Origin of the sequence: Paenibacillus sp. FSL H7-0690 (assembly GCF_037980415.1) — a bacterium.
GTDB lineage: Bacteria > Bacillota > Bacilli > Paenibacillales > Paenibacillaceae > Paenibacillus_AQ > Paenibacillus_AQ odorifer.
The window spans coordinates 241,168-255,208 of record NZ_CP150281.1 but is presented as its reverse complement, the minus strand read 5'-3'; the positions used below and the strand labels follow the sequence as shown (position 1 = coordinate 255,208).

General features: G+C 43.7%; 6 protein-coding genes and 1 tRNA gene. 1 reads left to right on the top strand and 6 read right to left on the bottom strand.

Annotated elements, in window-relative coordinates:
• Positions 1 to 90 precede the first annotated feature (90 nt).
• From MHI32_RS01160 to MHI32_RS01135, 6 genes are all read right to left on the bottom strand, one after another.
• Positions 91 to 4,398: a glycosyl hydrolase gene (locus MHI32_RS01160; protein ID WP_340011740.1), complete on the bottom strand. Its 4,308-nt coding sequence runs from the start codon at positions 4,396 to 4,398 to the stop codon at positions 91 to 93.
• A 396-nt stretch (positions 4,399 to 4,794) separates the two neighbouring features.
• Positions 4,795 to 5,139, bottom strand: a complete 345-nt coding sequence (locus MHI32_RS01155) for a hypothetical protein (protein ID WP_076179139.1) — start codon at positions 5,137 to 5,139, stop codon at positions 4,795 to 4,797.
• 216 nt (positions 5,140 to 5,355) lie between these two features.
• Positions 5,356 to 6,456 (bottom strand): glycerol dehydrogenase, encoded by a 1,101-nt coding sequence (locus MHI32_RS01150; protein ID WP_076279938.1) that lies wholly within the window; start codon positions 6,454 to 6,456, stop codon positions 5,356 to 5,358.
• 165 nt (positions 6,457 to 6,621) lie between these two features.
• Complete coding sequence (locus tag MHI32_RS01145; protein ID WP_076218289.1) at positions 6,622 to 8,016, bottom strand: MATE family efflux transporter; 1,395 nt, start codon at positions 8,014 to 8,016, stop codon at positions 6,622 to 6,624.
• Between the two features lie 118 nt (positions 8,017 to 8,134).
• A tRNA-Leu gene (locus MHI32_RS01140) sits at positions 8,135 to 8,218 on the bottom strand.
• 227 nt (positions 8,219 to 8,445) lie between these two features.
• Positions 8,446 to 12,786: a bifunctional 2',3'-cyclic-nucleotide 2'-phosphodiesterase/3'-nucleotidase gene (locus tag MHI32_RS01135; RefSeq protein ID WP_340011739.1), complete on the bottom strand. Its 4,341-nt coding sequence runs from the start codon at positions 12,784 to 12,786 to the stop codon at positions 8,446 to 8,448.
• Positions 12,787 to 13,602: 816 nt separating this feature from the next.
• Here MHI32_RS01135 and MHI32_RS01130 point away from each other — a divergent pair.
• Positions 13,603 to 14,040 (top strand): hypothetical protein, encoded by a 438-nt coding sequence (locus MHI32_RS01130; protein ID WP_076126935.1) that lies wholly within the window; start codon positions 13,603 to 13,605, stop codon positions 14,038 to 14,040.
• The last annotated feature ends 1 nt before the right edge of the window (position 14,041 follow it).

Here is a 14,041-nt window from a genome sequence, read left to right as displayed (position 1 = left end):
GATACTCGACTTAAAATGAATAAATTTGATGCTAAATAAATAAGCCGGAAGTGAACATCGTAAAATGTTCGCTTCCAGCTTTACTACTTTCTATTTAATCGTGATTTCGTCCACATATACGGTAGCACTACCTACTGGATCAGTTGCTGTGGTCATGACTTGAACGCCAATCGCTTGGGTCAAATTACGATCCGCTACCTTGCTGATATCCAGTGTTATTGTAGTAAATCCATTGGCATCTACTGGTGTAGCCGTAGAAGCAGTCCATGTTCCCCAGCTTGAGCCACTTTGAGTGAACAGCTGAGCCATTACACCGCTAACATCGCTTGCATCAATAGGTACAACCTTGATTTTAAGCGTAATTGTTGATGCATTCGCTAAGTTGGTAACCACCATACGACGCAGCTGGAATTGCCCTCCATTCAATGTTAAGTCCGCTTGCATCGAATGAGTTCCCTCAGCATACACAGCATTGCTCACCGATAGATTCTGAGCCAGCGCTGTATTATATTTATTATTTTCATCCACATTGATGCTGAAGCCTTGCAGTGTATTGTCCTCGAAGCCATAGACGACAGCTTCAGGTGCGGTACCATTCTTCAGGGTCCGAACATCATCCAGATACAGCGTAGAAGTTCCCGTACCACTGAATCCCTCGAGCTTGATACCTATGGCTTTTACACTATTAAGATCTGCAATACCTGCCAAGTTGAGCGAAACCGTAGTAAATCCGCTCGAATCTACTTTCACAGCTCCACTGTCAGCCCAAGACCAGGTTGATCCCGTCTTAATATACAAACGTGCATCCGCTGTTCCGTTCGACAGTTTAATTTGTGCGCTTAATTTATCAACCGCGCTCAGATCCAGACTGCCATTTTTGCTGAGCTCAAAAGCTCCATCTGAATCAAGTGAGAACAAGGTGCTTAACGAATGAGTTCCCTCAGCAGCCTCATCAGTCGAGATCACTGCCGCGCTTGCACTCGCATTATTTTGCTCTACTGTCCAGTCCTGAGTATCTTTTTCGAAACCATACAACAGCTTCGCCTGTTCTGGCGTGCTGCCAGGGCCTTCGCCCCCATTAGGAACGCCACCCGTTCCATCATTAAACGCTGCAATATCGTCGAAGTACAGCGTACCAGACGTACTTGCTACTATGTCCTTTTTATTTACGTAGATAGACACTGCCCGAATGTCCTTAAGGTTCTCTTTAGTGATTACTTTACCGGCATTTCCTGTATCCCATGGCGCTGGAGCGAACTGGCTGAATGGAATTTCCACCAAGCCAGGTGTCGTACCTGCCAGTGAAGGATAAGCTTCAAAAGAAATGCCGCTTGCATTGACCTGAATAACAAGCTTGTGGTCGCTGCCATCAGGTGCAATCCAGAGCTTCAATTTGTTGGCGTCCGACCAGTCGGCATTATTCATGTTTTTGGTACGACCTGTATACCCCTGGCCATCCACATTATAATCGAATCTCAGGCCATACTTGCCATCATTTTTATGGTCCGCATCAAGTGAGATCGTATTTAGATCACCCGCAGGACTTAATGCCGCACGAAGTAATTCATCATTCCCTTTGTAATTCTCAAAAGTATCTACAATTAAGGGGTCCCCATTGCCCTCTACGTCACTTACAAAGATTTGGATCGTTTGTGAAAGTACAGAACCATCCTTTGCATAGGACTTAACAGTAAGCATCACGCCAGATTCGTCGAAGGCTACACCTGGTGTCCAATCTGCCAAGTAATAGAAACCTTCTGCGTCAGCTGCCATGCTGTACTCTGTTGTGTCATCCCCAATCAGGTAGGTTACTTTATCCACATCCTGATTCAACACACGAACACGAAGGGTCGATGCTTTTGTCGTGGGCACTGTTTGGTTTGCCGTTGGTGAGGCAATGTGTAAAAAAGGTTGCTCGGTTTCTGTAGTTACCTGTTTCGAATACGCATCCGCAATAGCCACTTCATGGCTGAAGCTTGTATACGGATCATTATAATAGTCTACAAAATCAGGGAGCAGTTCATGATCCCCTAGCCCGTTTGGAGCATTTCTATAAGGGACAAAGATAGAATCTGTATTGAAATTCGCCCAAGTCTGCATGTACGCCATCCGTTTAGCATCCGGATCAGACTGCAGTGCAGCGATTAGCTTGGTAAAGAATTTCAGGTCCTTCGTTCCAGTTGGCTTCACACCCGAATAACCGAACTCAGTAAATGCTGCAATTTTTCCCTTACCATCCGCCAGCTTCGAGATCAGCTTAGCATCCTTCACGACTGAATCAAACCAACCCTCAGTGGTTCCGTCATAATAATTATCGAAGCCAAGGATATCGACATAGTCATCTCCCGGATACGTCTCAAGGAATGTCGCATCTGTGCCGTTAAATGGACTTCCCGGTGAGAACGCATATAAGAAGTTATGCACATCTTTTTTGTCCCTTAAGTATTCAACGGTATAACGATAAATTTCAGCATACTGCTCCTTCGTACGGTAAGGCGCACCCCACCAGAACCAGCCACCATTTTGCTCGTGGAATGGACGGAAAATGACTGGAATAGCTTTACCATCATCATCTTTTAAGTTATTTGCAAAGTCCGCAATCATATCCAGGAATGCATTAAATTCCGCATGTTTGTCACCGCCGGGTAATATATGCGTAAGCACATTCCCTTTGGTGTCATAAAAGTCCTTTCCTGTGACGAAGTTCGGCATATGCGAGCTTAATGTAAGCACGCCGCCTTTTTCATAAGCAGATTTCATCACGCCGATTAATTTATCACGATTCTCCAGCTGGGTTGCGCCTAGATCGCCTGGTTTCTCAAAACCTTCAAGACTAAGCGTATCCCAGCCGAACAGCCCCGGAAGGTCACCTACTGCATTCTCGACCTCAGACTGCGTTCCGTCCTTTTCAGTAATAGAAAGTCCTTCTGTAGTAGCATGCTGATGTCCAAACAAGATCTCACTGCCGCGGATATCCTGTAAATAGGCGAATAGCGATTTAGTCTCACTACTTGCATCAACATCCGCTAAATTCTCGATACGTCCCACAGGACCCGTCGGGTCTGTCGGTGTCGGTGTTGCTGTTGCTGTCGGTGTCGCTGTTGGTGTCGGTGTTTCCGTTGGTATTGGTGTCGCTGTAGGTGCCGCGGTTGGATTAGTCGGACCTGCCGGCGTTGTTGATGAGCCTGATGCCGAGGTAGGCGCTGGGGTAGCCGTTGCTACAGGACCTTGATTGCCTTTGATAATGACAATTGTGCCAGGAGCAATGGACTTACCGTTCAACGTTACTCCTGTTGCTTTAACGTCCGCTTTTGCAATGTCGCCCTGACCGGAAAGGGTGGTTCCAGTCGCTTTGACAGCTACGTTTAGATTAGCAATCGATGCGCCTTCACCTAGGATCAGCCCCACAGTTCTATTTAGAATTCCCGTGGTGATCATTGTCCCTGTTCCAAACTCCAGCCTTGCTAGACTATCTACCGTTAGCTGAGAAATTTGGGTTGTACCACTCGTGAGGACACGAACCTCACCCTCTTTACGATTTATATTTACTTTGCCTAATGAGCTATTTTTAATAAGAATGGAGTTTACCCCGCCACCTGCAATAAATGTGGTGCCAGTAACCTTAATACCCTCAAGGGTCACTTCGCCGTTACCGATCCCAGCAGTTAGATACAGGTTTCCGTTTATCGTTGCATTTTTTAACACAACACCATCCTGATTAACGACTACATTCCCAGAAACTATTCCTCCTTCAAAGCTTCCAGATTGCGAGTAATAACTCTTCACTATTTTATTAATTAACGTTATAACTTCGGCACGGGTGATCCTTCCAAGCGGCTTAAAGGTTCCATCCTCATACCCTGTAATCAAACCTGAGAGCGCATGAACTGCATCCTTAGCATAAGCCTGAATCTGAGCGGAATCACTAAATCCGCTCATAGATGAAGCGCTTTCAGTGGCTTGAAGAGTAAATATCCGAGCCAACATCGTCACCGCATCCTGACGCGTTATATAATCAGTAGCTTGTGCTTTATTCTCTGAGTATCCTTCATAATACCCAGCATATCGTGCCAACGAAAGCTGATCTGCATACCAATCGGTCGCTTTTACATCAGAAAAAGATTGATCTGACTTCATATAGAAACCAAATACCTTATTCAAGATCGTAGCAAACTCAGCTCTTGTAATTCCTTCATTGGGATGAAAAGAACCATCCTGATACCCGTTTAATACGCCATTTTCTACCCACTTCGCAATATTTTGTTGTGCCCAGTGACCCTGTGTATCACCGAATCCCACAGTCGATGGCGCTGCTGCTGCAGAAATTACAGAGGGGAAAGGAGACATTATCATTGCACAGGCAAGTATACTCCCCAGCCACTTTTTCGCTTTTTTCATTCCTAATTCTCCTTCGAAAATGAATGGATTTGATAATAAGAATAGCCAACCAGCTGTTATGAACCCAATAACTATCTGTCCTTATAGAAGACAATTACAGACCTACTCGCTAACTATTCACCTCCACATACTCAGCTTCGTTATTAATAACAAACACTAACAAAATATTTTAATTTCGTTAGATATTTCGGTATATGCAAGATTATAGCGGTTACATTGGCATAAAACAATCTAAATATTCCCTTTTGTTATAATTATTTTATTGTTTACGTTAGTATTAATGTTAGTAATTCCGAAAATAAATAACAAAATTCAATTTAATATAACAAAAACAGACACCCCGCAGGAGTGCCTCCCAATAATCATATAGATGAGATCCGATTCATTTATCATGTTTTATTGGTGGCACGGAAACACAGTTGTACCTTCCCGCACCTCTTTCGTCAGATCGTCCATAGTGACAAGATTACGTGTAGTTCCGAGAACGATAATGACATAATACGATTGCCCACTTGAATCCTCGAGCACTACCTGATAACCCGACCCTCCAAATAAGGGTTTGCAAATCGTTGCAACTCTCAGCGACGCACTTTCCGTGTACTCTTTGCGCACATAATCCATTCCAAGGCTTCCTGCTGCCTGCTTGTTCTGACGCTCCGAATTTCCGTGAATTACTGCTATTATTACCGCTCCAATAATTATGATAATAAGGACTAGATAACCTAAATGTTTTTTTCTCATCTTTCCTCCTTATTACATAGAGTGATATTGGCACAGCAACGGGGCGATTAGCAATAATCTCGTTTCCGTAGGCACCCTATCCCGTGATTAAGTATGCCGAAGCCGATACCTATAAGCATAATTTTACCCCTACTCTACTTCAACAGCTTAACCTATATAAAAACAAAAGGCACCCCCAAGGGCGCCTTCATTATCACTACATATTAGTTGTGCTAGTTATTTATAAGACTCTGCCAGCGAGTTCGCCACCACTATCGCATTGTACACATCTTCCGGAGTAACCGGGAACGGCATATTGCCCATTGTGTCTCCTTCTGCACAAGCAGCTTCAGCAACTTGGCGCCATTCGGATTCGATAAATTCCGTGCACCCCAGATCGGCGAGGGTTAGCGGAAGATCTACATCCTTGATAAGCTTAATGACAGTTTCCAGCTCCTCATTTGAGGCATTTTCCAGTACTAGCTGGGCTAAAAGACCAAACGTAACCTTTTCACCATGCTGAGCTTTGTGTAGTGAAGGAACGGCTGTCATCCCATTATGAATAGCATGCGCGGCAGCCAGACCACCAGATTCAGCACCCACACCACTTAGATAAATTGTCGCTTCAATGGTCTCCTCCACCGCGCGTGTATAGAGCTTCTGATCAACCGCACGTTTTGCTTTTACCGCATTCTTAAGTAGAGCTTCATAACAAAGTCTTGATATACCTAGACCCGTTGTAGAAGGTTTCATGAGTACGAGATTGTCGCCATTAGAGGCATAACAAGCACGGGCTTCAAAATAAGTAGCCAGTGCGTCGCCAATTCCAGCTGCGAAAAAACGGGAAGGCGCTGAAGCTAAAATCGCTGTATCCGCCAAGACCACATCCGGATTACTTGGGAGGAATAAGTATTGATCAAATGAACCATCTTTATTATAAATGACAGCCAGCGCTGTACATGGTGCATCAGTAGATGCAATCGTCGGAAAAATAACTACAGGCAGCTTCTCATAATACGCAGTAGCTTTGGCGGTGTCCAGTGTTTTACCTCCACCGATACCGACGATGATATTCGCCCCAGCTTTACGGGCAAGTTCCCGATTACGATCAATCTCTTCCTGAGTACATTCATAATTGAATTTTTCAAAAGTAGCCTTATTCCCCGCACCTTCGATGGAACTTCCCGCCTCTTTCTTAGCACGTTCCAAAATGAACTCATCACAGATCACATAGGCATGATCGCCAAACGCCTTAATATACTCATTCAGATCTGACAGTAAGTTATGGCCGGAGATAAATTTCTTTGGTGAAGTAACGGATCTAACGAAATGTGACATTGTGCAAGACTCCTTGTTGTGTGTTTTAGTAAGCATAAAGACGCAATTCCTACATATTATTACCCCGCTTCCCAAGAAATACTCAAGCTGCATTCTCCAAAGGCACTCATCAGAGCATGCAAAAAAAGACACCCCTCAGGGCGTCCTTTGATTTTTTTATATCTATTATATAACACGATGCTGAACCCATTTCTTGCCCATAAATCGCCGCAGGAAAATCAAACCTCTGATCCCCCACTCACAATTCATCGCCAGCCAAACGCCGAGTATACCAAAGTTCAGAACAATACCTAAGATGTATCCGAGCACTACACGGAACAGCCACATCGTAAGCATCGAAACCATAGAGGTGAATTTGGAATCCCCTGCCGCTCTAAGCGCCGAAGGCGTAATAAAGCTTATAGACCATAACGGAATTTGCGCAATCGTATTGATGAGCACAATCAGGAAGATATCACCCACAATCTCAGCAGGAGGATGGAACATAGACACTAATGGATTGAAAAAAGGCATAATCAGCAACCCCATCACCACCAGGGAAAGAGAAGAGGCGACAAGGAATGATTTAATAAATTTTCGAGCATCCTTAACATTATTGCTTCCCATACATTGTCCCACCACTGTAATAATCGTCAAGGACAACGCATTCCCCGGGATTTGCATAATCCCTGCAAAGGAGGAGGCAATCGCATTAGTCGCAAGTGCATACGTACCCAGACTAACGATGAAGATCTGAGTCAGAATTTTACCACCATTAAAGAACATCTGCTCTGCCGCAAACGGCATCCCGATGAACATTATTTTTTTCAGCATAGACAGCTTAACCGCTACAAGATCGCGAATACGGATATGCAGATCGTTGTCCAATCGGAATAGATAATAAAGTGCGCAGAACGCCCCCAGGTATCTAGCTATATTTATAGAAATGGTCATCCCCAGAACACCCATATGCAACAGGTTAATAAAGACGAGATTCAATAAGACATAAGTTAAATTCATAATTAGCGAAAGTACAAGCGAGGCCCTCGTTCTACCAATTCCACGAAGAGCACCACATACCGCTTCCACAACAGCTATACCAAGATAAGAGATACAGCTCCCGATTAAATATATTCGGGCGTTCTCCATAACCTCCGGTGAGGCCGCTCCAAATAGTAAATTCAACAGCGGATTGTGAAAAAGAATTCCGAACATCCCAATAGCAAATGCCATCAGCGAAACAGATGACGTAGCACCTGCCGTAGCTTTTGACACCATGAGGTCATTGCCGCTCCCTTTATACTGCGCAACAACAACCGTCCCACCTGTTGAGACGGCAATAAACACACTAATGAGAAAAATATTAAGAGAATCTATCATATTGACCGCACTGATAGCTGCCACACCAGACGAGCTTATCATAGCTGTATTCACTAGATTAAGACCCACCACAAAGGCCTGATCCACTAGGATAGGGATGAATAAAGCAATCATCTGACGATAATCTATCGATTCACCAGAGAAATACTTTTCTAGAAACCGCACACTTTGCTTCGTATTTACACCTACATTAGGCTCCATCTTTGCTTCACTTCTTTTACATAGAGTTTGTCAAATTGAATTATGCGTATAAATAGAAAAAGGCTCTTCAGGTTGAAGAGCGATTCAAAAGTATTGCCTGTTTATATGCACTTAGGTATGCGGTCGAGAGGACTCGAACCTCCACGGGGGTTAGCCCACACGGACCTGAACCGTGCGCGTCTGCCAATTCCGCCACGACCGCACAAGATATAAAAAAATACAGTGCAGAATATAAGTTAACATGATTTCACAGAAAGAGCAACAACAAATTTAACAAGTAAAAGCGCCTTCGGTGTCTTTGTAAGGGCAGTAAGCGTTTAAGGGAAGACTATAAGAGTATTGGTGTCACTTATACTTTCTTATATTTAAAAAAAGTGTATCGATGCCCTCAAGAGGATCATCGATACACTTTTAGTTAGAACAATAGAATTATGATGCTTGTCCAAGCATGCGATAGATGATAACCGCTGCTTGAGCGCGATTAGCTATACCCTTAGGTGCAAATTTCCCACCATCAACACCGTTGACGATTCCCAATTGAGTTAGCTGTGCGATAGCCTCTTGTGCATAAGGAGCAATACTGGATTTGTCTGCAAACTTACCCAATGCTGCATTTTTATCAATCGGCTGTAGTTTGTCTTTCAGTGCGTTAGCAACCATAATGGCCATCTCTTCACGAGTCACTTCACGACCCGGTTCAAATTTGCCATTTCCAGAGCCTTGTACAAGTCCAGCCTTCACCGCAAGGGCGATAGAATCCGTGTACCAAACTCCTTGTTTAACATCGTTGAACGAACTGGTTGTTGCTGAACCCGTAAGATTCAGTGCGCGTACCAGCATCGTAACGAACTCTGCTCTAGTCACTGTTTTGGTTGGCGCAAAAGTATTTGCATCCAGACCTTTCAGAATGCCCTTAGCAGCCAATGCTTCAATAGCTTCTTGCGCCCAAGCTACCTTGCCCAGATCCTTGAAGTTTGCTGCTGGCGCAGTAGTTGGTGCAGGTGTTGCCGTTGGTGCTGTTGATGGTGCTGGTGTTGCTGTTGGTTTCGCGGTTGGAGTAGGCGTTGGAGTTACACCGGTAGAACCGCCTCCGCTGCCACTGCCTGATCCCGAATCAGCCTTTAATTTATTAATAATACGACCTTCAATGGCTGCTTTAATCTCTTTGCCATTAAACGTTTTTACAATGTAGTCGTAGAACACGTCCAAATCAATAGGTCCAGCCAATGAATCACTAGCTTGAGTCAGAACCTTGTAGTTATCTCCACCCGCAGCCATAAAGTTATTTACTACTGCTGTATATTTCTGCGTAGGATTAATTGGTGTTCCATCAGTTAGTGTGAGGCTCGCAATACGATCGGCTACTGGCAGATACATATTCGCTGTATATTTCAGTCCGGAAATTTGCAGCGTTTTGATATCTGGTGTTCCATCAGCTTTTACATTCCATTGCTGTTGCAGCAATGTTTTGATTTGCGCTCCGGTTAGTGTCAGCTTCACAAGCGTGTTGCCGAATGGCTGAATTTTAGCCAGATCGCCGAAGGTTACAGGACCTTTCGGAAGGTCCGCACGGATACCGCCTGGATTCATAAAGGCGAAATCGGCAGCTTTTGCACCATCGCCGAAGTCAGCATTACGCATAGAGTCAGCAATCAGATTACCAAGTGCAGCCTCATTATTGTAAGCATCGGTACGAGTGATAGTTCCGTCCGTTGTACCCACTGGTTGAGTGAGCTCAGGATGCTTCTCAAGGTAAGCATTAACCAGTGCCACACTTTCCGGATCTGGGGTTACCCCATCATGGAAGGTGGAAGTTACCACAGCAGACTTGTCCTTCACATCACCTGTTTTAGGATCAATGATCAACTTGATATCCTCAAATGCTGTACCGTAAGAATAAGCTTGTACAATCAGCTTGCCGTTTACTGTTCCATTTGCAAGTGCATGGTTATCACCAGCAACGATAACATCAACAGGGGATTCCGCAGGAAGCGCATTGGCTAGATCAGCCGCTTCACCTGTAGTCACACCATCTTTGGTTGTTGCAGGATCATGTGCAAGCACGATAATCGTCTCAACACCTTTAGATTGAAGCTCCTTAGCGTATTTCTCAACAGCCGCCACTTCCTCTTCAGGCGTGAGGAAATGCACGCCAGCCGTACCGGAAGGTGCCACCTTGCTTGGTGTGGATTTCGTTACAAGACCAATAAAGCCGATCTTCACACCGCCTACTTCTTTGATTACATAAGGATTAATAATTGGCTCGCCAGTTTTGGCATCCACTGCATTCGCATTAACATAATCAAAATCAGATCCAGCATGGTTAACTTTATTATCCTTAGGGTCGATACCACCATAAAGCTGTGTCATCAGTGCATCAACACCTTGGTCAAATTCGTGATTACCAAGAGAACCCACATCAAATTTCATCATGTTCATCCAAGCATGAGTCGGCTCATCGCGCTCAAGGGACGATACTGGAGCGGATGCTCCAACGGAGTCACCATTATGGAAGAGTAATGAGTTCTCATATTTTGCACGAGTTGCTTTCAAATAAGTCGCGAGATAAGCTGCTGTGCCTACAGACTTATTGTTCACTGTAGAAACAGTGTCGAGTTGACCATGGAAGTCATTAATTCCAAGAAGGTGAACCTCCACATCTTCCGTCGGTGCAGGTGTCTTCACACTTAGATCTAGCTTGAAAATTCCAAAGCCCTTATTATCTTGCTGTCCAGTATCGGAAATGTTCGCTGGGAGTACATTTGCCGCTTTAGGTGTTGTTGTAAATGTAACATTCACATTGCCTTTGATAGGTGCCAAGGACCAGTTACCATCAGCAGTTGGATCAATCGTACCAGCTTCACTGATGTAGTCCATCAGAACCTGACGATTCTCATCTTGAGAGTCTACAACCAGCTCTGCACCTTTAACACCCGGGAAGTTCCCGCCACCACTTGCGCGGTAATTATTAGTAACAACAATGAAATCCTGATCTAGATCTAAAGGTTGATCATTGTAAGTGACATCCGTTACACGACTCGAAGAAGCATCATTAATCGTACCATCCGGATTGTACTTCGCGTTTTTCGTCACATCGATTTTATATTGAACCCCATCGATTACATCGAAGTTAAAAACTGAAAATTTCGTATTCAACAGAGACTGCGGAGTCGAGATCCCTGGTTTGATGCGGTTAAATGCGCCCGCACTCATTTCCAGCCATTCTTTTACAACAGTACCCTTAACTTTGATTGCTTTAAGGGTATTATCGTATAAATACAGGTCACTTGCGCTACGAATAGTCAAGTCACCCTTATCAATACTGGTGTACTCATCAGGTCCGTTGCGTCCTGCTTTAAAAGGAGCACCAACACTAAGAATGGCAAGGTCCTTATATTGAGGAACATTGATATCAATATAATTCTGAACGTACCACTTTTGTGCATACGTAACAAGTTGAACCGTAGGATCATCCTGAACCATTGCGAAATAGCTGTTCATCGGAGCTGTTGTAACACCAAGCTTTTGTCCAGTATAAGCAATAGTAGCCTCATGTGCTGCTGCAACAGCTGCATCTACAGCTGCATCAGGCTCAACCAGTGGTATATTCACTTTATTCTCTGTCTTATAAATAGAACGAGCAGAAGCTTTTGAACTTTGCTTGTCTACCGTCCAGTCACTACCATCGTATACAATGTTCAGATCGATTAGACCCAAATAAGCTCCGCCGTAACCAGCTTGTACAGCAGGCGTACCGTTAATGTGGCCATTCACATTATCGATCACAGCCTTTTCGTTTGCATACGGTTGTTTAGTAACAGGATCTTTGAACGACGCGTCCAACGTATCGTTATTCCCTGTTGGGAATACCTTATGCGTATGAGAGAACGTAATCGCATCAATATCAGGAACCTTACTCAAAGCGTTAATATCATTCTCAGAACCGTCTCCAACAACGGCGTTAACATCAAACCCCGTATGGGCCATAGCAACAATAATATCTGCTCCCTTAGCTTTCATTTCAGGAACAAATTTTTCTGCCGTTTTAGCAATATCTTCAACGACAACTTTGCCTTCCAGATTAACCTTGTCCCACTCCATGATTTGAGGAGTAACTAGGCCGATTAGACCAACTTGAATCGTCTGCTCATCGCCGTTACTATCCGTTACTTTCTTAGGAATAATAACATAAGGTTGATAAGCATTTGTAACGCCATCCATTTTATATATATTGGCATTCACATAATCAAAATTGGCTCCAGTAGTCATCTCATTACCAGCGCTACCGTTTATCGTACGATCTAAAAATTGTAATCCATAATTGAATTCATGATTACCAAAAGTCGCAGCATCATATCCCATAGCGTTCATGGCTGCAATCATCGGATGGATATCAGTAACATTAGTAGGATCCTTCAGATCCGATTCCTTCGCCACATAAGTACCTAGCGGAGTTCCTTGAATCAAGTCCCCATTGTCGAGCAGGAGGGTGTTGGGTTCTTCACTTTTGGCTTGTTTCACCAAGCTTGCTGTGCGGTCAAGACCGACAGTTACTGAAGCCGCATTCTTAAAATAGTCCCAGCCGTAGACATTGGTGTGCACGTCCGTCGTGCTCATCAGCCGGAGTTTGGCTGTGGCTGCGGATGCTGCTTCAGCTTTATCTGTACCCCAAGCTGCACCCAAACCAATACCTCCAAACACCTGCAAAGAAAGCACTGCAGTTGCTAATACAGAAGCAATCGGCTTATTCCATCGTGTCTTCCATCCCATAATAATATTAGTCCTCCCTATCATTTTCACATAATTTCTGTGATATTATATCACACAAACATAACCAATTATCATATAATTGTAAAAATAATATAAAACAATGTTAAATATAATAACATAAGAAGAAAGACCTAGACTTATGAATCCGTTTTTATAGGTCAAGAGTCAATAGATGCAAAAAGAACACATCTTCACCAGATGTGTCCTAAAAACAATCCTATATAAAGTCTAGAAAAGTCGAATCTATGTCCGGCACTACTTTTTACCCATTCATAGCAGTAATCCCAAAACAGATTGCAGTTATTAAAGATAAGGGTGTCATCACAAGTTTTTCTTTCATGCTCCTCGACAATAAGTTCATTATAGTATTAAGCATTAAATAGACGGCAAAAAAATAACATACCCTTCTATCAAAAGGTAATCCAATAGAGATCACATTCCCTGCCTGCAATAAGTACAGGATGGCAATTAGCTGTATCACTACTGAAACTCCACACGCGACTCTCATTTGTGGAGGCATAATTCTATGCCTTCCTCCCATTGCAAATTCCCCATAAGGCAATCCCAGAGACAGCAGTATATAAAGAATCACTGCTCCCAAAAAAGTAATACTCCCAATCCATGCTGATATCAAGTTTTCACCCCTCCATAATTTATTTATCGCACATTAAATTATATGAGTGTAATGAATTATTATGGGCATCAACACAAGTGGTAGCTCTTTCACCCAAATATTTTTTTATGATGAACTAGCACAAGCAACACAAAAATATCTGAGTAATATAGAAGTAAATAGACCAATGAGGTGATCCACAAATGGCAAATACAACGAAGATTCGCAAACGTGCTGAACAGCTGAAAGGTAGACCCGTGTGCATTACGTTACATGATGGACGTACGTATATAGGATGGATAACCGGCCTCGATAAGAATGGACTGACCCTTTCCAAACCACGTAAAAACAAACACAGAAAATCAAAAAAACACTCTTCTTCCCGCTCCCGGAAAGCAAACGTATCAGGATTAATGCCCTTATTCGGCTCACTTTTCGGAATGGGTGGAGGCGCTCTAGGCTCCGCAGGAGCAGGGGCTGCCAGTTCTGGAGGCGGTGGTTTTGGCGGATTTGGCGGGTTCGGGGGAATCGGCAACTTTATTGGAATGGTACAAAAAACTATGCCGGTTATGAAGATGGGCTACAATATGATTAAATCTATTTCCCCCTTCCTTAACGGGCTAAAAGGATTAATGGGATAAT

Excerpts from the sequence above, each read along its gene's own strand:
- MHI32_RS01135 (WP_340011739.1), bottom strand. The coding sequence starts at position 12,786 with ATGGGATGGAAGACACGATGGAATAAGCCGATTGCTTCTGTATTAGCA.
- MHI32_RS01145 (WP_076218289.1), bottom strand. The coding sequence starts at position 8,016 with ATGGAGCCTAATGTAGGTGTAAATACGAAGCAAAGTGTGCGGTTTCTA.
- MHI32_RS01155 (WP_076179139.1), bottom strand. The coding sequence starts at position 5,139 with ATGAGAAAAAAACATTTAGGTTATCTAGTCCTTATTATCATAATTATT.
- MHI32_RS01160 (WP_340011740.1), bottom strand. The coding sequence starts at position 4,398 with ATGAAAAAAGCGAAAAAGTGGCTGGGGAGTATACTTGCCTGTGCAATG.
- MHI32_RS01130 (WP_076126935.1), top strand. The coding sequence starts at position 13,603 with ATGGCAAATACAACGAAGATTCGCAAACGTGCTGAACAGCTGAAAGGT.
- MHI32_RS01150 (WP_076279938.1), bottom strand. The coding sequence starts at position 6,456 with ATGTCACATTTCGTTAGATCCGTTACTTCACCAAAGAAATTTATCTCC.